This is a genomic window from Rhodococcus sp. IEGM 1366 (genome assembly GCF_033142425.1).
Classification (GTDB): Bacteria; Actinomycetota; Actinomycetes; order Mycobacteriales; family Mycobacteriaceae; genus Rhodococcus_F; species Rhodococcus_F globerula.
In genome coordinates, this window is the sequence record NZ_JAWLRZ010000008.1 from 502,374 (window position 1) to 518,923 (window position 16,550).

The 16,550-nt window shown below is 63.5% G+C and carries 18 protein-coding genes; 12 read left to right on the forward strand and 6 right to left on the reverse strand.

Annotated elements, in window-relative coordinates:
- Positions 1 to 11: 11 nt before the first annotated feature.
- Together R4P64_RS25935 and R4P64_RS25940 are read right to left on the reverse strand one after the other, a co-directional pair.
- Positions 12 to 275 (reverse strand): hypothetical protein, encoded by a 264-nt coding sequence (locus R4P64_RS25935; protein ID WP_033235448.1) that lies wholly within the window; start codon positions 273 to 275, stop codon positions 12 to 14.
- A 13-nt stretch (positions 276 to 288) separates the two neighbouring features.
- A complete protein-coding gene (locus tag R4P64_RS25940) occupies positions 289 to 1,473 on the reverse strand; it encodes an inorganic phosphate transporter (protein ID WP_317823226.1) in 1,185 nt (394 codons plus the stop codon).
- Positions 1,474 to 1,735: 262 nt separating this feature from the next.
- Here R4P64_RS25940 and R4P64_RS25945 point away from each other — a divergent pair, with 262 nt between their 5' ends.
- The 5 genes from R4P64_RS25945 to R4P64_RS25965 all read left to right on the forward strand — a co-directional run bounded on the left by R4P64_RS25945 (position 1,736) and on the right by R4P64_RS25965 (position 7,323).
- On the forward strand, positions 1,736 to 3,160 hold the full coding sequence (locus R4P64_RS25945; protein ID WP_317823227.1) for an ABC transporter substrate-binding protein: 1,425 nt from the start codon (positions 1,736 to 1,738) through the stop codon (positions 3,158 to 3,160).
- A gap of 75 nt (positions 3,161 to 3,235) precedes the next feature.
- Complete coding sequence (locus R4P64_RS25950; protein ID WP_317823228.1) at positions 3,236 to 5,488, forward strand: ABC transporter permease; 2,253 nt, start codon at positions 3,236 to 3,238, stop codon at positions 5,486 to 5,488.
- Positions 5,481 to 6,224: an ABC transporter ATP-binding protein gene (locus R4P64_RS25955; protein WP_317823229.1), complete on the forward strand. Its 744-nt coding sequence runs from the start codon at positions 5,481 to 5,483 to the stop codon at positions 6,222 to 6,224. The genes R4P64_RS25950 and R4P64_RS25955 overlap by 8 nt, the downstream gene beginning before the upstream one ends.
- A complete protein-coding gene (locus R4P64_RS25960) occupies positions 6,221 to 6,964 on the forward strand; it encodes an ABC transporter ATP-binding protein (RefSeq protein ID WP_317823230.1) in 744 nt (247 codons plus the stop codon). Before R4P64_RS25955 ends, R4P64_RS25960 begins: the two co-directional genes overlap by 4 nt.
- On the forward strand, positions 6,961 to 7,323 hold the full coding sequence (locus R4P64_RS25965; protein WP_172936292.1) for a hypothetical protein: 363 nt from the start codon (positions 6,961 to 6,963) through the stop codon (positions 7,321 to 7,323). Before R4P64_RS25960 ends, R4P64_RS25965 begins: the two co-directional genes overlap by 4 nt.
- Before the next feature lie 66 nt (positions 7,324 to 7,389).
- Here R4P64_RS25965 and R4P64_RS25970 read toward each other — a convergent pair whose 3' ends face one another.
- Together R4P64_RS25970 and R4P64_RS25975 are read right to left on the reverse strand one after the other, a co-directional pair.
- A complete protein-coding gene (locus R4P64_RS25970) occupies positions 7,390 to 7,776 on the reverse strand; it encodes a VOC family protein (RefSeq protein ID WP_033236479.1) in 387 nt (128 codons plus the stop codon).
- A gap of 49 nt (positions 7,777 to 7,825) precedes the next feature.
- Positions 7,826 to 8,719, reverse strand: coding sequence for a 1,4-dihydroxy-2-naphthoyl-CoA synthase (locus R4P64_RS25975; protein WP_033236506.1), 894 nt, complete (start codon positions 8,717 to 8,719; stop codon positions 7,826 to 7,828).
- An 83-nt stretch (positions 8,720 to 8,802) separates the two neighbouring features.
- On the opposite strand from R4P64_RS25975, the gene R4P64_RS25980 reads away from it, so the two are divergent.
- The 3 genes from R4P64_RS25980 to R4P64_RS25990 are packed head-to-tail and all read left to right on the forward strand — an operon-like array spanning position 8,803 to position 10,954.
- A complete protein-coding gene (locus tag R4P64_RS25980; protein ID WP_045071274.1) occupies positions 8,803 to 9,447 on the forward strand; it encodes a PaaI family thioesterase in 645 nt (214 codons plus the stop codon).
- A 1-nt stretch (position 9,448) separates the two neighbouring features.
- The gene (locus R4P64_RS25985) at positions 9,449 to 10,459 is read left to right on the forward strand and encodes an o-succinylbenzoate synthase (protein WP_317823232.1); all 1,011 of its coding nucleotides are present in this window, start codon (positions 9,449 to 9,451) and stop codon (positions 10,457 to 10,459) included.
- 48 nt (positions 10,460 to 10,507) lie between these two features.
- Positions 10,508 to 10,954, forward strand: coding sequence for a DUF6918 family protein (locus R4P64_RS25990; RefSeq protein ID WP_033236504.1), 447 nt, complete (start codon positions 10,508 to 10,510; stop codon positions 10,952 to 10,954).
- Positions 10,955 to 11,021: 67 nt separating this feature from the next.
- Here R4P64_RS25990 and R4P64_RS25995 read toward each other — a convergent pair whose 3' ends face one another.
- Both R4P64_RS25995 and R4P64_RS26000 read right to left on the reverse strand, forming a co-directional pair.
- Positions 11,022 to 11,849 carry a siderophore-interacting protein gene (locus tag R4P64_RS25995; protein ID WP_317823233.1) on the reverse strand — a complete coding sequence of 276 codons (828 nt, stop codon included), beginning with the start codon at positions 11,847 to 11,849 and terminating at the stop codon, positions 11,022 to 11,024.
- A 43-nt stretch (positions 11,850 to 11,892) separates the two neighbouring features.
- Positions 11,893 to 12,492, reverse strand: a complete 600-nt coding sequence (locus tag R4P64_RS26000; protein WP_317823234.1) for a flavin reductase family protein — start codon at positions 12,490 to 12,492, stop codon at positions 11,893 to 11,895.
- A 67-nt stretch (positions 12,493 to 12,559) separates the two neighbouring features.
- On the opposite strand from R4P64_RS26000, the gene menD reads away from it, so the two are divergent.
- From menD to R4P64_RS26020, 4 genes are read left to right on the forward strand one after another with little or no spacing between them, the layout of a single operon-like run.
- Positions 12,560 to 14,173 carry a 2-succinyl-5-enolpyruvyl-6-hydroxy-3-cyclohexene-1-carboxylic-acid synthase gene (menD, locus tag R4P64_RS26005; RefSeq protein WP_172936290.1) on the forward strand — a complete coding sequence of 538 codons (1,614 nt, stop codon included), beginning with the start codon at positions 12,560 to 12,562 and terminating at the stop codon, positions 14,171 to 14,173.
- On the forward strand, positions 14,170 to 14,613 hold the full coding sequence (locus R4P64_RS26010; protein ID WP_317823235.1) for a DUF3592 domain-containing protein: 444 nt from the start codon (positions 14,170 to 14,172) through the stop codon (positions 14,611 to 14,613). The genes menD and R4P64_RS26010 overlap by 4 nt, the downstream gene beginning before the upstream one ends.
- Before the next feature lie 57 nt (positions 14,614 to 14,670).
- Positions 14,671 to 15,813 carry a glycosyltransferase family 1 protein gene (locus tag R4P64_RS26015; protein ID WP_317823236.1) on the forward strand — a complete coding sequence of 381 codons (1,143 nt, stop codon included), beginning with the start codon at positions 14,671 to 14,673 and terminating at the stop codon, positions 15,811 to 15,813.
- 37 nt (positions 15,814 to 15,850) lie between these two features.
- Positions 15,851 to 16,549 carry a demethylmenaquinone methyltransferase gene (locus tag R4P64_RS26020; protein ID WP_033236474.1) on the forward strand — a complete coding sequence of 233 codons (699 nt, stop codon included), beginning with the start codon at positions 15,851 to 15,853 and terminating at the stop codon, positions 16,547 to 16,549.
- Position 16,550: the final 1 nt, after the last annotated feature.

Below are 16,550 nucleotides of genomic sequence, written 5' to 3' on the forward strand. Positions count from 1 at the left end.
TTGCGCCGGATTCAGAAGACGTTGATTCCGAACGTGCTGGCCAGGAAGTTCTTCATCAGCAGCAGTATCCCAGCGAAGATCGTGATCAGCACGACGGCAAAGCACAGATAGGCTCCGGCTTTGCCGAGTGGAGTGGGCCCGTCGGAGCCGTCGGCGTTCTGCAGACTCAGCGATTTGAGGCCGAGCGCAAAGATCGCGGGCAATCCGGCGCCGAAGAGCAGGCCGACGGCAACTACCTGCCAGAGTGATTCGAGAGTGTCGGTGAGGAGATGCATTCTCGTCTGCCCTTCAGGAGTTGTGGGTGGTCTCGGGGGTCGGTGTCGGATCTGCGACGGGCACAGCTTGATTCTCGTCCCACTCAGCGGTCACGTTGGCCGCGTCGACAGGTTCTTTACGCGAACGCACGTACATGAAGATCGCAAACGAGATCAGTGCGGCGAAGACGACCAGAACACCGGCGAGTCCGCCGATGAAATGTGCGATGGCCCAGCAGATCGCGCCGACGATTGCGGCCGACGGGAGAGTGATCAGCCACGCGGCACCCATGCGTCCGGCGACGCCCCAGCGAACTTCGGCGCCCTTGCGGCCGAGGCCGGTGCCGAGGATGGATCCGGTGGCAACGTGAGTCGTGGACAGCGGGAGTCCGAGGTGGCTCGACGTAAGAATGATTGCGGCCGAGGATGCTTCGGCAGCTAGTCCCTGAGGTGCGGAAATCTCGACGAGACCCTTGCCGAGTGTGCGGATGATTCGCCATCCGCCGAGGTAGGTACCCAACGCAATTGCGACGGCACACGTGAACTTGACCCAGAACGGCATCTCCGTCTCGGCGGTGATGGATCCGTGAGCCACCAAGGCCAAAAAGATGACGCCCATTGTCTTCTGGGCGTCATTGGTGCCGTGCGCAAGGGAGATCAGTGAAGCGGTGCCGATCTGACCGAAACGGAATCCGCGCTCACGCTCGTCTTCCTTGACGGACGCGGTGATCCGGTAGACGAGCTTGGTGCCGACGCCGGCAACCAGTGCCGCCACCACGGGGGCCAGGAGTGCCGGAACGACAACCTTGGTGAGTACGCCACCCCACTCGACGCCGCCCATTCCGATGGACGCGATCGCCGCGCCGATCAGACCGCCGAACAGCGCGTGGGACGAACTCGACGGGAGGCCGAGCAACCACGTCGCCAAGTTCCAGATGATGCCGCCGACCAGACCGGCAAAAACGATCAGAAGAAGGTCCTGTCCGCTGACCGCGCCCAGGTTGACGACGCCTTTGGCGACCGTCGCCGCAACCTCGACGGACAGGAAGGCACCAACCAAGTTCAGGATTGCGGAGAGTGTGACCGCGACCTTCGGTTTGAGTGCGCCGGTGGCAATGGATGTGGCCATTGCATTGCCTGTGTCGTGAAATCCGTTCGTGAAATCGAACGCGAGGGCGGTGACAACTACCACCAGGAGGATTACGAGCTCTGCGGTCACAACGTGAATTGTGCGTATCGAACGCGTAAATGTACAGCCAACGAGATGTGACCTTCCGTGACATGAGGTAGAGGCGGGCGCGTGGGCTGCGCTACCGCAGCTGAGGGCGTGTTCAGTGACACTGCTCCGAACTCTTGTGTTGCGTTTCACTTTTCCGTCTCACTGACCGGGAAAGCACATTCGTCGCGTTTTGATCGCTGATTACCTACGGCACTGAGCGCGCTGTTCGGCAGCGCACGTGTGTGAGAAGGAGAGTTTCGAAGTGAAGCCCAACAAGACCGCGAAGCTGGTTGTGGCACTGGCCGCAACTGCTGCATTGGTCTCTGCCTGTGCAGGCGACCGCGGTGACGACCCGTCGGCAACGTCGAACGGTGCATCCGTTGCGACGGCCGACGTTGCGTCGAAGAGTTCCGATGCCAAGTTCGGAACCCTGGATTCGCCGTGCGGCGACGGAGATGCGAAGGGCGCGACGGATCAGGGTGTCAGCGACACCGAGATCAAGATCGGCTTCGGCGACGACCGCGGCTACGTGAAGTCGCCAGGCCTCAACAAGGAGATGAGTGACGCGGTCAACGCCCTCATCTCGTGGTGCAACGATCAGGGCGGCATCAACGGCCGCAAGGTTGTCGGCACCGACTACGACGCGGCGATGACGCAGGCCAACTCGGTCATGCAGGAAGCCTGCGCCAGCCAGTTCATGATGGTCGGCCACGGATTTGCAATGGACCAGACAGCAGAGCAGACCCGTGTGGCCTGCAACATGGTTGCCGTTCCCGGATTCACGGTGTCGCCCGACGCCGCCAACGGACCGATGACGTTCCAGGGTGTCCCGTTCCCCGTCGACTACGCCAACGGTTCGCAGTGGTTCCAGATGGCCGAGATGCATCCGGACCTGCTGAACGACTTCGACGTCGTCAACAGCACGATGCCGACGATCATCACCTCCACCAACAAGATTCGGTCCATCGCCCAGGCTGCGGGCTTCAAGCTCAAGGACTGCGGCGTGACCCTCAACTACGAGGGCGAATCCAGCTATGTGCCGTTTGCCGAGAAGTTCAAGGAATGCGGTGCCAAGGGCATCTGGACCTCGCGTTCGGCCAGCCCGGCCGAGCTGAACTTCGTCAAGTCTCTCGATCAGGTCGGGATCGATCCGATCTTCTTCGGTGAGGCCACCTGGTACGGCGAGTCCATCGCGTCCTGGAACAAGGACACCGGCCTGCTCGACAACCTGAACGCCGGCATGACCTTCCAGATGCTCGAGAACGCGGACAAGGTTCCCGCTGTCAAGAAGTACGTCGACCTGGTCAACGAGCAGGGCGGCAAGACGGCACTTCTCGGTATGCAGGCTGCATCGTCGTTCCTGCTGTGGGCCACCGCTGCGGATGAGTGCGGCAGCGATCTGACGCGCCAGTGCATGGTCAACGAACTGTCGAAGATCGACGACTGGGACGGCGGCGGATTGCATGCCGCTACCGATCCGGGCAAGAACATGCCGGCCACCTGCGGCCTCATGACGTCACTGAAGGGCGCCGAGTACTCACAGGCGTTCCCGACGACGGCAGGCGAGTTCAAGTGCGACCCGAAGTACATGGTTGCCACGGACAAGAGCACGTGGGGCACCGATCTGGATGCCGATCGCATCTCCACGAAGTACCAGAACGCGAATGTGATCAAGCCGCAGTCCTGATCCACCTGAGGAAGGTGGCGCGCTCCGCGTATGCGCGCAGCGCGCCACCTTTCCTCCCCTAACGAGGGTTCAGTTATGAACACTTTTGTCACTTTCACGATCCTGGGGTTGGTCCTGGGATCGGTGTATGCGATCGCCGCTTCCGGGTTGGTGCTCACGTACAACACGTCCGGAATTTTCAATTTCGCGCACGGCGCTCAGGCGATGCTCGGCGCGTTCATCTACTGGCAGTTGCGGTACGGCTGGGAACTCCCGACCGTGGTTGCGCTGTTGATTTCTTTGGTTGTGGTCGGCCCGTTGATGGGGCTGGGCCTGTATGTGTTCATCATGAAGGGTCTGCGCGATACGGCGGAGGTCACCAAAATTGTTGTCACGGTGTCGATCCTGCTGGGTATGCTCTCGATCTCGCATTGGTTCTGGCATCCGGAGACGGCGCGCACGATGCAGATGTTCTTCGGTGATCAGTCCAAGATCACGGTGTTCGGTGCGAGCATCCGTTACCACGAGTTGATCTGCATTTTGGTCGCGATCGGTATCGCGGTGGGTCTGCGGATCCTGTTCACCAAAACCCGCGCCGGTGTCGCGATGCGCGGTGTCGTCGACGATCCGGATTTGTTGCGTCTGAACGGTCATAACCCGGAACGCTTGGCGGCGTTGTCGTGGGCGATGGGATCGACGTTGGCGGTGTTGGCGGGTATCTTGATCACCCCGATCAGCGGCGGCACCCTCGAGGCGAACATGTTGACGCTGTTGGTGATCGACGCGTTTGCCGCCGCGATGTTCGGTCGGTTGCGCAGTATTCCGCGCACGTTTGTCGGCGCCGTGGTTCTCGGTCTCGCCGGTACGTACGTGTTGGCGTACTTCCCGACGAGTTGGAGTTGGACGTCGAATTTCCGTGTCTCCCTGCCGATGATCGCGTTGTTCGTGGTGTTGATCGTGCTGCCGCAGGACCGTCTGCGCGGCGCTGTCACCCGTACCCGCGAGCGGTATCACGTCCCGTCGGTCCGCAAGGCCGTCATCTGGGGTGTCGCGCTCATTGTCATCGTGTATCTGCTGCGTCTGCTGATGGTGACGTCGGCGATCACGACGTTGACGATCGGTATGACGTTCGCGATCATCGCGCTCTCGCTGACGTTGTTGACCGGGTATGCCGGTGAATTGAACTTGGCGCCGGTCTCTTTCGGTGCCATCGCCACCATCGTGGCGTTCCATTTCGGTATCTCCGGTAGCGGGTTGGCGGCGCATCTGAACCTGTGGGGCATCGTCGTCGGTGTGCTTGTCACCGCCGTCATCGGTGGTCTCGTCGCGTTGCCGGCGCTGCGTCTGCGCGGGTTGTATCTGGCTTTGGCGACGATGGCGTTCGGTGTGTTCCTCTCCAACATGGTCCTGCGTGATACCACCGAACACGAGATGTTCGGCATCCGGTACTCGCTGTTCAAGGACGGCAACATCGCGATCCCGCCCCTGAAGGTCGGGCCGCTCGATCTCAGTAGCGACACGGTGTTCCTGATGACCGTCACCGCACTGTTCTCCGTGCTCGGTGTCGGAGTGATCGCGTTGCGTAACAGCGGTTACGGGCGTCGTCTCGCCGCGATGAAGGACAGCCCCGCCGGGTCGGCGATGCTCGGCCAGTCGTTGGTGCGGCTCAAGCTGAGCGTGTTCATGATCTCCTCCGGCATCGCCGGATTGGGCGGCATTCTGATGTCGAGCGCGATGGGCTCGGTCTCGGGTGAGAGTTTCGCGATCATGGTCTCGTTGTCGTTGCTGATGCTCACTGTCGTCGCCGGGATCGGTTATGTCAGTGGCGCGTTGTTCGGTGGTTTGATGGCGGGCATCGGTTTTGCCGTCATCATGGTCTCGTTCACCAACCTCGCGTCGGCGCAGCCCGAACTCGAGGGAATGTGGCTGCTGCTGGGCAACATCGCGGCAGTGAGCCCGGCGTTGATCGGTATCGGTGTCGGCGCGAACCCCAGCGGCACCATCCACCAGGTCGTCGAAGGGTACCGCCGTTTGATGAACGCCAAGCCGGTCCTCTACGGCGGCGCCGCCGTGATCGCGGTGACGTATCTGCTCGCCCTGGGTGGGGTGCTCGGGAACTGGTGGTTTGCCTCCATCACCATCGCGGTGGTGTTCTTGTTGCCGGTGATCGGTGAAATGGTCATGCCGGCAGCAGTTCTCACCCCGGAGGAGTTGGCGGCGAAGAAGACGCTTGTCCCGGAAGAGGTCGGGATCGACGTCCCGTACAGCGACGAGGTGCGCGGCGAACTCGACCGTGAACTCGGCATCGACCTCGTCAAATCCGAAAAGGAGTTGGCCGCTCATGTCTGAGACGCCTTTGCTCGAAACCCGCGGTGTCACGGTACGTTTCGGTGGCCACGTGGCCGTCAAGGATGTGTCCCTGACGGTGGCTCCGGGAAGGGTGACCGGGTTGATCGGCCCGAACGGTGCCGGTAAGACCACCCTGTTCAACACCATCACCGGGTTGCAGAAACCGACGTCGGGACAGGTCTTCCTCGATGGTGTGGACGTGACGAAGTTGGCGCCGCACAAGCGCGCCAACAAAGGTTTGGCGCGCACGTTCCAGCGCCTCGAGTTGTTCGTCTCGTTGTCGGTGCGCGACAACCTGCGCGTCGCCGGCGATATCCACAAAGCGAACAGCGGCAACAAGATCGACGTCGACGCCGAAACGGATCGACTGCTCGAGCTGACCGGCCTGAGCGATGTAGCGGCCAAGGATGTCTCCGACATCCCCACCGGCCGCGCCCGAGTCGTCGAGGTCGCGCGGGCCTTGATGACGAACCCGCGGATTCTGCTTCTCGACGAGCCGGCATCGGGTCAGACGGAGCAGGAAACGGAGGTGTTCGCGCAGATGCTCACCGACCTCGCAGCGGGGGGTCTGGGAATTTGTCTGGTCGAGCACGATATTCCGTTGGTGATGAAGGTGTGCTCGACGATTCACGTACTCGACTACGGAGCGGTGTTGGCCTCGGGTGATCCGGAGAAGATCCGCACCGACCCGGACGTGATCGCCGCGTACATCGGCACCGAGGAGGAAGCAGTATGACCGCAGCAACGATCGACCCGGCAGCGGCCGAAACACCGCGTCCGGAGCCGTTGCTCGAATTATCGGGTGTGCGTGCCGGTTACGGGGCCATCGAAGTCCTCCACGGCGTGGACCTCGTCCTGCAGCCCGGCGCTGTTGTCGCGTTGCTCGGCCCGAACGGCGGCGGAAAAACCTCCACGTTGAAGGTGTGCTCCGGTGTCCTGCCGCTCACGCGCGGGGAGTTCAAACTCGCCGGACGGGTCGTCAACGGAATCGAAGCGTCCGAACTCGCCCGGTTGGGTGTGTGTTCCATCCCGGAAGGCCGCGGGATCTTCGCGAACCTGTCGGTGCGGGAGAACCTGTGGATCGCCACCGGAACCGGAGCTTCGCTCGCGGATCTGGAAGAGGTTGCGTACACACGTTTCCCGATTTTGGGGGAGCGTCGGGCTCAGTTGGCGGGTTCGATGTCGGGCGGTGAGCAGCAGATGCTCGCTCTTTCGCGGGCGTTGGGAACTCATCCGACGGTGTTGCTGCTCGACGAGTTGTCGATGGGTCTGGCACCTCGCATTGTCTCGCAGATGTACGACGTGGTGGGTTCACTTGCCGCGGAAGGTATTTCCATCCTCGTGGCGGAGCAGTTCGCGCGGGCGGTGTTGCCGATCGCGACGTCGGCGGCGTTGATGTTGCAGGGTCGCGTTACTCGGGTCGGTGACCCGCATGAGATCGAAGAAGAACTTTCTACCAGTTATCTAGGAGGATGACGATGACGACAGTTGAAGATCGCCGTGATGAGTTCAAGAAGAACATCACCGACCTCAAACTCGACAAGGGACAGTCCGGCGGCGACGCGAAAACACTGTTCGGCGGCCTGATCCTGATGATCGTGGGGGTAGTCGGCGCATTCGTCCTCTACATCTCCTCGCTCACCGAATCGGATCTGCGCAACATCGCGTCGTACCAGATCTTGGCGATCGCGTTTCTGGCGTTGACGGTCATCGGGGCGGCGATGTTCATCGCCGCGTCCGTCGCGAAGGTTCTGCGGTTGTGGCTGGTGCGTCAGCTGCTCGAAGGCCAGGCCCAGACCGATCAGATCGCACAGGCACTGAACACCCGCATCTGATAACCCCGCTTCAACCGAGAATGCCCGCCACGGAAACCGTGGCGGGCATTTTCGTGCGCTCGGAGACTACTGCGGCGTTCGGGAGTCGCGTCGGATCGGATGATCGTCCGGAATCTGCACCATGACGATCGGCGTCCCGTCTGGATCGGCGATCCACATCTCGTGCAGACCCCACGGTTCCTGACGTGCCTCTCGGGCAATCTTGACTCCGGCGAGCACCAGTTCCGTTTGCACGGCCGTGAGATCGCGAACCTGCAGCCAGATCGCGCCCCGGAACCCACCGTTGCCTGCGGCGCCGTGTGCGGCGATCTCGATCAACCCCTGGCCGGCGAAGAACACTGTGCCGCCGGGGTATTCACGGGCGATAGCCAACCCGAGGGTGTCTCGGTAGAAGCTCAGAGTCAGCTCGTAGTCGTCGGGGCGCAATATCGTTCGGCTGCTCAGAATCTCCACGGAACCATCCTTCCACGTCTCGCTCGGCGATATCAGAAATGCTCGGCAATCAGAAATACCAGGGATACGGCGACCAGTCGGGATCGCGCTTCTCGAGGAAGGAATCGCGGCCCTCGACGGCTTCGTCGGTCATGTATGCCAAACGTGTTGCCTCACCGGCAAATAGCTGCTGGCCGACCAGGCCGTCGTCCTGCAGGTTGAACGCGTACTTGAGCATGCGCTGAGCTTGCGGGGACTTGCCGTTGATCTTGCCTGCCCACTCGATGGCAACGTTCTCGAGTTCGGCGTGATCGACAACCTTGTTGACCGCGCCCATCTGGTGCATTTCCTCAGCGGAATAGGTGTCGCCGAGGAAGAAGATTTCGCGAGCGAACTTCTGGCCCACCATCTTTGCGAGGTAAGCGCTGCCGTACCCGCCGTCGAAGCTTCCGACGTCGGCATCGGTTTGCTTGAAGCGGGCATGTTCACGACTCGCGAGGGTGAGGTCGCAGACGACGTGCAGGCTGTGTCCGCCGCCGGCGGCCCAACCGTTGACCAGGCAGATGACCACCTTGGGCATGAAACGAATCAATCGCTGCACTTCCAGGATGTGGAGGCGTCCGGCACGAGCCTTGTCGACGGTGTCGGCCGTTTCGCCTTCCGCATACTGGTAGCCGCTGCGGCCACGGATGCGCTGATCGCCGCCGGAGCAGAAGGCCCAGCCGCCGTCCTTCTCGCTCGGTCCGTTGCCGGTGAGCAGCACGGCGCCGACGTCGGACGTCATCCGGGCATGGTCGAGTGCCCGGTACAGCTCGTCGACGGTGTGTGGGCGGAAGGCATTACGTACTTCGGGGCGGTCGAAGGCGATACGAACGGTGCCTTGACTGACATGCCGGTGATACGTGATGTCGGTGAGATTCTCGAATCCGGGAACGGGGCGCCAAAGCTGCGGGTTGAAGGTCACGTAGGTCACGATAGAGGCAGGCATCGTAACCCCGACGAGTACCTGGAGTAGAACATGTTCCCCCACGCGCTAACGTGCAGGTCATGAGCGAACCCACCGTAGAAGGCAAGGAGACCGTCGTTCCCGACGAGCGTCGAGGCGGTTTCCCGGTCTTCCGCCACACACCTGCAGGTCCCGACTTCGGTCGTTTCGTCGAGGCGATGCGCAGGTTGCAGGACCTGGCGGTGTCGACGCACGTCCCTGACGAAGTTCTCGCGGAGATCGCCACGCAAGCGGAGGAACTTGCCGATCGACTGGCCCCGCACGAGGTGCCCGAAGGGGCGTCGCCTGCAGGCTCGAATATTCAGTTGCCTGGTCGCGGCAGTCTCCTCATGCCGCCCTGGACAATCGAGAGATTCGACGCCGAAGGTGTGCGCAGCACCGGCATGTTCCGCCGCTACCACCTCGGTGGGAACGGCGCGGCGCACGGCGGAATCGTGCCGTTGCTGTTCGACGACATCTTCGGCATGACCACCCACGCGGGTGGCCGCCCGATGTCGCGAACCGGTTACCTGCACATCAACTACCGCGCGATCACCCCGCTGAACACGCAATTGGTGATCGAAGGAAAAGTGGATCGGGTGGAGGGCCGTAAGACGTTTGTCAGTGCACGGCTGACCGACCTCGACGGAAAGCTACTTGTCGACGGTGACGCGCTCATGATCGAGCTACTCCCCGGTCAGCCCTGACATGTCTCCCATCTTCGAGTTGCCGTCGTTCGACGATCTGATCGCCGACGCAGTTGTGGTGAGTTTGCCGATGCGGGTGCGTTTTCGCGGGATCACGACGCGTGAGGCGCTGCTTCTGCGCGGCCCGGCAGGATGGGGGGAGTTCGCTCCGTTTGTCGAGTACGACGACGAGGAAGCCGCGCACTGGCTGCGCGCCGGCATCGAAGCCGCGTGGCTCGGCCCCCCGCCTGCGATTCGGGCCACGGTGCCGGTCAACGCCACGGTTCCCGCGATCGACGCGTCGGCGGTGCCGGAGTTGTTGGAGCGTTTTCCCGGATCGCGAACAGCCAAGATCAAGGTTGCCGAAAAAGGACAGTCGTTGGCGGATGACATTGCCCGGGTGAACGAGGTCCGTCGGCACATCCCCAATGTGCGTGTCGACGCAAACGGTGGGTGGAGCGTCGACGAGGCCGTTGTGGCGCTGCGGGCGCTGACCGAAGGCGGTGAACTCGAGTACGCGGAGCAGCCGTGCGCAAGCGTCGAGGAACTGGTGCGGGTGCGCGCAGCGGGGACGGGTGTGCGGATTGCCGCGGACGAGAGCATCAGGCGCGCGGAAGATCCGCTGCGAGTGGTGCGCGCTGGGGGAGCAGACGTCGCGATAGTGAAGGTGCCCCCGCTCGGTGGTATGCGCGCGGTGGTCGCGTTGAGTACCCAACTGGCCGAGTACGGCGTGCCGGTGGTGGTGTCCAGTGCGCTCGATACGGCAGTCGGGATGGCGTCGGGGCTCGCGGCCGCAGCTGCGTTGCCCGAGTTGCCGTTTGCGTGCGGATTGGGCACTGGCGGGCTGTTCGTCCGGGATATCGCAGTTGTCGATCCGGCAATCTCGGGTGCTCTGTCCGTCGGCGCGGTCGAGCCTGATCCGTCGATCCTCGCGCAGCTGACGGCCACGCCCGAACGCACCGCGTGGTGGCTGGGCCGCGTCCGCCGCTGTCATCGGATACTCGATCAACGAGGCGCGCTGAATTTCGTATAGTGTCGGGCCCGACCTGATGAACATCAGTCAAGAATGAAGGGATCGAAAGTGGTTGCAGCTCTGAACGAAACCCTGCTCGAGGATTCACGGCTTCCCGCGGTCGTCGCGGACGTGCAGACCTTGATCGACGCAGAGGTTTCGGATAAGTCGGGGGCCTCAGGGCTAGCTCTCAAGGGCGGCTACGGCGCAGTCAAGAAGGTGAGCCCGTCCATCGTGCCGGACGCAGTCACCGCACTTCTGCCCGAATTCGTGGCAAAGCTCGAGCCGTACTGGCAGGAATTCTCCGCCTCGGGCGGCGGAAGCTTCGCGGAGTTCATCACGGCTCGCGGCGACGCCGTTGCCAACTCACTGCTCCAGGTGACGGACGAGCGCATCGAAGGCAGCGACAAGGCCGTCGTCAAGTCGATGTACTCCAAGCTGCGTGGTTCGGCGCAGAAGCACGTAACGGCCGCACTGCCGCGTCTGGGTGATCTGATCCAGAAGCACGCCGCATAAGTTCGACCAGCACGACACAGAGCGGCCCGGGAGGTTTCACTCCCGGGCCGCTCTTCGTTGTGCCAGATCAGTTCGCAGCGTGGCCGTCGCGCCAGAACCCGGTGAACGTGATGTCGGTTTTCGGGAACTTGCGGTCGTTCACGAGGTGGCGTCGTAGCCCGGTGGTGAGGGCCTGCTCGCCGGCGACAAACGTGTACGACGGGCCTTCGGGAAGTTCGGCCGAACGAACAGCCTCGAGGGCAAGTGCTCCGGGCTTGGTGTCTGTGTCTTCCCGGATGATCCAATGCACGTTCACGTGAGCGAGCTGCGGGAGGTCCTGCTTGTCCTCGACGTTCGGGACCTCGATGAAGACCTCTGCCCGCAGATCGGCGTCTGCAGTCTCGAGAATTCCGGCGATTGCCGGTAGGGCACTTTCGTCTCCGACCAGGAGTTGCCAGGTGCAGTCGGCGGTCGGGTTGTAGATGCAGCCCTCGTCGAGAAGCGCTACCTTGTCGCCGCTCGAGGCCGTGTCAGCCCACGCGGATGCCGGACCGATATCGCCGTGAAAGGCGAAGTCGATGTCGATTTCCGCTGCGTCGCCGAAGAGCCCGGATCCGGCGGGCCGGTACTCGCGGATCGTGTAATTACGCACCACGGGACGGGTGTCCTTGGACATCACCAGATACTGCGCATACCAGAGGTTGTTTGCCGCGGACGGTAGTCGCAGCTCACTCTGGCCGGCTTGCGGAATGAAGAGGCGGAACCAGTGATCGGCGCCCATCGGGGTGATGGTGCCCAGCTCCTCGCCGGCAATCGTGATGCGGATGAAGGTGGGACTGATCCGTTTGTTCGCGACAACTTCGGCTGACGTGATGCTGCGTGACACCGGTTTCACGAACTTGGAGCGCTTGGCCATAACGGAACCCTCGATCGACGACAGTAGGTCAGGCAATCCTAACTTATTGCTTCGGTCTGCTGGGCCGCTCTTTGACGACAACCTCCGGCGGCAGGCCCCATTCCGAGCGGCCCAACCGACTCAACGGTGCCAACGCCGCGAACTCCGGCAAGCCGTCGTCGGCCAACGCGTCCGGGCGAACCGCGACGGCAACAACGTCGCCCATCACCACAAACGAATCACCGACCTCGATGACCTGGCGCAACGTGCATTCGATCGCAACCGGCGATTCCGCGACCCGAAGCGGGCGCACGCGTTCACTCGGCTCACTGCGAATACCCAACTCGAGAAACTCGTCGGCGCCGGGAGCGTAGGGGGCCGAACTGTCGTTGATCATGTCGAACAACGACGCCGTTGCCACGTTGATCACGAACTCGCCGGTCGCCTCGATGTTGCGCAAACTGTCCTTGAGGCCAACCGAGGTGAACTGCACCACCGGCGGAGCCGCACTGGCCACGGTGAAGAAGCTGTGCGGCGCCAGATTGCCGACGCCGTCGGCCGAGAGCGTCGACACCCAGGCGATCGGCCGCGGAACCACCGTCGCCGTGAGCAACTGGTAGAACCGGCGGGGTGAGGTGTCAGAGGGATCGAAGAGTGTGCGCACTCACACATGGTGCCGCAGACTCGCCCCTCGGAACGGCCCGGCCCGAACATCTGACACTCTTGAAGGCGTGAATCCGTCCACAGCACAAGCCACAGCCGTCGTCGACGAACTGGTTCGTGGTGGCGTGCGTGAAGTCGTGCTCTGCCCAGGCTCACGCAACGCGCCGCTCGCATTTGCCCTTCAGTCCGCAGACATCGAGGGACGCCTGCGTCTGCACATGCGGATCGACGAGCGGACCGCCGGCTTCCTCGCGCTCGGACTGGCAATCGCCGGCAAGCGTCCGGTGCCGATCGTCATGACGTCCGGAACGGCCGTCGCGAACCTCGGACCCGCAGTGCTCGAAGCGAACTACGCACGAGTGCCTCTGGTAGTCCTGAGCGCCAACCGGCCGTACGAAATGCTCGGAACCGGCGCCAACCAGACCGTCGAGCAACTCGGATTGTTCGGCAGCCAGGTGCGCGCCACCATCAGCCTCGGGCTGGCCGAAGACGATACGACGCAGAACAGCCAGTGGCGTTCCGCGGTGTGCCGGGTACTCGCCGCTGCCCGTGGAACCCGGTCAGGCAACGCCGGGCCCGTGCACTTCGACATACCGTTGCGCGAACCGCTGGTTCCCGACGTGCATGTGCAGGGGCCGGTTCCGGAAGGTCGGCCAGGCGGCGCAGCGTGGACCACCACGCAGAACGCAACACTCGACGTCCCCCTCGACCTGGATCTGACCGCAGACACCGTTGTCGTCTCCGGCCACGGCAGCGCGCTGCGACCCGAACTCGCCGGACTGCCGACCGTCGCCGAACCCACCGCGCCGCTGCACGGAATTGCGTTGCATCCCCTGGCTTTGGCACAACTCAAACCCCGGCAGGTAGTCATCACCGGCCGTCCCACGCTGCATCGTCAGGTGTCCAAGGTGCTGGCCGACCCGAGCGTCGACGTCTATGCGCTCACTACCGGGCCGCGCTGGCCCGACGTGTCGGGCAACGTCCTTGCCACCGGAACCCGGGCCGTCGTGAGCGGAACACCGGACCCGGCGTGGATTGCGCGATGCATGTCGCTGACCGAGCACGCCGACGCGGCCGTCGCCAAGCAGCTGGCTGCCCACCCCAAGGCCACCGGCCTGCACGTAGCCGCAGCGGTGATGGGTTCTCTGGGCGACGGTGACCAGTTGCTTCTCGGAGCCTCCAACCCGGTGCGCGACGCGGCGCTGGTGAGTTACCCGAAGTCGTCGGTGCGAGTGCTGTCCAACCGCGGCGTCGCCGGGATCGACGGCACAGTTTCGGCCGCCGTCGGCGCTGCTCTGGCCTACGACGAGGGACGAACAATCGCCCTGATGGGCGACCTCACCTTCCTGCACGATGCCTCCGGGCTCCTGATCGGGACCGGGGAACCGCGGCCTCGCGACCTCACGATCATCGTCGCCAACGACGACGGCGGCGGAATATTCGAACTGCTCGAGCAAGGCGATCCGCAGTACGCCGGAGTGTTCGAGCGTGTCTTCGGCACGCCACACGGCATGGACCTGGCAGCACTGTGCGCCGCCTACCGCGTTCCGCACACCGCCGTGAGCGTCGACAAGCTCACGGAAGCGCTGGCACAACCCGCTGCAGGTATCCGGGTTCTGGAGGTTCCCACCGACCGCAGCGGTTTGCGGGAACTGCACGCATCAGTGCGAGCGCAACTGTGAGCGACGTGGTTCTGCGCCGTTTCCGCATCGGAATCCTCGTCGTTGCGATCGGCATTTCGGTTCTCGCGGTCATCCTCGTACTCGGTGCTTGGCGGAACGACCGGACCATCGAATCGAACATGGGGACCGCAACCGCCGAGGTGCTCTCCGCCGGTTCGCTGCGGTCCGCTATCAGCTTCGTGACGCCGGACGGCGCGAACCACAATCCCGAACTCGGCGTGCTCTATCCCACCAATCTGACTGTCGGACAACGCATCGAGGTCGAGTACTACAAGACCGACCCCGACCTGGTCCGGGTGGCCGGCCGCAGCGCGAGTGTCGCGCTGATTCCCGCCGGATCGGTCATCGTCGTGACGTGGCTCCTGGCCGGACCCGCCGTCTGTTACCTGCGCAAACGTGAGGCTCTGGTGCGCACGTCAGAGCCCGTCACCTCGAATTAGCCTGCGCTTCACACGAACACGGCACGGACTTTCCCTCGCACTGTCACCGTGATCGGTGTGAGAGTAGCCATCGTTGCGGAGTCATTCCTGCCCAACATGAACGGCGTCACCAACTCGGTCCTACGCGTGCTCGAACATCTCGACCGAACCGGCCATGACGCGATGGTCATCGCGCCGGACACCGTGGGAAATGGGCACGCCCCCACCCGGCACGACGGCGTCGCCGTGCACCGAGTGCCTGCCGTCATGGTTCCGAAAGTCAGTTCGCTACCGGTCGGACTGCCACAACCACGATTGACCGCCGCCGTTCGCGCCTTTGCGCCTGACGTCATGCACCTCGCGTCGCCCTTCCTCCTCGGCGCCGGGGGAGTAGGCATCGCCAAACGACTCCACGTTCCTACCGTCGCCGTCTATCAAACCGATGTCGCGGGCTTTGCCGAAAGCTACGGACTCGGCCTCACCAGCAGGGCAGCGTGGGCGTGGACCCGGCGAATTCACAAGAGCTGCACCAGAACCCTCGCGCCGTCCACCTCCGCCGTCGACGCCCTCGAAGAACACGGAATTCCCCGGGTCCACAAGTGGGCGAGGGGCGTCGACGCAGCAAGATTCGCGCCGTCGCGTCGTAGCTCCGCTCTGCGCCGAACCTGGAGCGGGGACAGTGATCGCCTGGTTGTCGGCTTTGTGGGACGGCTGGCACCGGAGAAACACGTCGAACGATTGTCCGCGTTGGCCGGAGATCGCAGCCTGCAACTCGTGATCGTCGGCGACGGGCCGGACCGAGAGCGCTTGCGCGCGCTGTTGCCCGACGCGGTCTTCACCGGCGCGCTCGGCGGAACCGATCTTGCCGAGGCCTACGCCAGCTTGGACGTTTTCGTGCACCCGGGAGAGCACGAGACGTTCTGCCAAGCCGTCCAGGAAGCGCTGGCGAGCGGTATACCCGTCGTCGGGCCGGACGCGGGCGGCCCGCGGGATCTCGTCTCGCATTGCCGCAACGGCTACCTCCTGCCGGTGGACAGATTCGGCGAACTTCTACCCAGCGCGATCGACGCCCTCCGTCAGCGCGATCTGCGAGTGCAGTTCGGTTCGGCCGCTCGGCGGTCGGTCCTGCACCGGACGTGGCCGGCTATCTGCGACGAGTTGCTGAATCACTACGAGGACGTGCAAGGTCTTGGCCGGCGAACCGGCGCCCGAGCAGCCTGAACCAGCCCACTTCGCGAGTGTTGGTAGCGTTTGACGTGTGGCGACTACACACGGAACCCGGGCAACTCTCGACAAACAACCGCGCGAGGTCGCGTCGATGTTCGACGACGTCGCCGAGCGATACGACCTGACCAACACCGTGCTGTCCTTCGGCCAGGACAAAGGCTGGCGCAAGGCAACGCGAGAGGCCCTCGACCTCAAGCCGGGCGAGAAGGTTCTCGACCTCGCCGCAGGCACCGGAGTCTCGACCGTTGAACTGGGCCGGTCGGGCGCGTGGTGCGTCGCCACCGACTTCTCCAAGGGCATGCTGCAGGCAGGTCGCTCCCGCAAAGTCCCGATGGTGGCCGGCGACGCCATGTTCCTGCCATACGCCGACGACGTATTCGACGCCGCGACCATCTCCTTCGGTCTGCGCAACGTCTCCGACTTCGAGGCCGGCTTGCGGGAGATCGCCCGCGTCACCAAGCCAGGTGGACGGCTTGTCGTCAGTGAATTCTCGACGCCCGTCTTCGGGCCCTTCCGCACCGTCTACATGGAGTACCTCATGAAGGCACTCCCGCAGGTGGCGCGTGCCGTCAGCAGCAACCCCGACGCGTACGTCTACCTCGCCGAATCCATTCGCGCCTGGCCGACGCAGGAAGAACTGGCACGCAAGATCGAGGCAGCCGGGTGGAAGAACGTCAAGTGGCGCAACCTCACCGGCGGCGTCGTGGCGCTACATCACGCGACGCGCTGAA

Coding starts and splice junctions, on each gene's coding strand:
- R4P64_RS25935 (WP_033235448.1), bottom strand. CDS start 275: ATGCATCTCCTCACCGACACTCTCGAATCACTCTGGCAGGTAGTTGCC.
- R4P64_RS25995 (WP_317823233.1), bottom strand. CDS start 11,849: ATGGCCAAGCGCTCCAAGTTCGTGAAACCGGTGTCACGCAGCATCACG.
- R4P64_RS25985 (WP_317823232.1), top strand. CDS start 9,449: ATGTCTCCCATCTTCGAGTTGCCGTCGTTCGACGATCTGATCGCCGAC.
- R4P64_RS25950 (WP_317823228.1), top strand. CDS start 3,236: ATGAACACTTTTGTCACTTTCACGATCCTGGGGTTGGTCCTGGGATCG.
- R4P64_RS25965 (WP_172936292.1), top strand. CDS start 6,961: ATGACGATGACGACAGTTGAAGATCGCCGTGATGAGTTCAAGAAGAAC.
- R4P64_RS25960 (WP_317823230.1), top strand. CDS start 6,221: ATGACCGCAGCAACGATCGACCCGGCAGCGGCCGAAACACCGCGTCCG.
- R4P64_RS25955 (WP_317823229.1), top strand. CDS start 5,481: ATGTCTGAGACGCCTTTGCTCGAAACCCGCGGTGTCACGGTACGTTTC.
- R4P64_RS25980 (WP_045071274.1), top strand. CDS start 8,803: ATGAGCGAACCCACCGTAGAAGGCAAGGAGACCGTCGTTCCCGACGAG.